Origin of the sequence: Burkholderia stagnalis (assembly GCF_902830275.1) — a bacterium.
Lineage (GTDB): Bacteria > Pseudomonadota > Gammaproteobacteria > Burkholderiales > Burkholderiaceae > Burkholderia > Burkholderia stagnalis.
The window spans coordinates 1-214 of the sequence record NZ_CADESW010000128.1 but is presented as its reverse complement, the minus strand read 5'-3'; the positions used below and the strand labels follow the sequence as shown (position 1 = coordinate 214).

1 protein-coding gene is annotated in these 214 nt (G+C 61.2%); it reads right to left on the bottom strand.

Annotated elements, in window-relative coordinates; all coding sequences use genetic code 11:
* Positions 1 to 214: hypothetical protein (locus HWY45_RS37275; protein WP_279607774.1), on the bottom strand; the 214-nt coding region annotated here is incomplete at both ends.

Below are 214 nucleotides of genomic sequence, written 5' to 3'. Positions count from 1 at the left end.
CGACGAACACGGCAATCAACAGCCTGTCGACGTCCACGTCGACGGGGTTGAGCACAGCCAACAGCACGGTGACGTCGTTGTCGACGTCCGCTTCGACAGGAATTTCGTCGGCCAACAGTTCGATCACGTCGCTGTCGACCTCGACGTCGACCGGCATCGGTTCGCTGTCGACGGGGTTGAGCACGACCAACAGCACAGTGACGTCGCTGTCGAC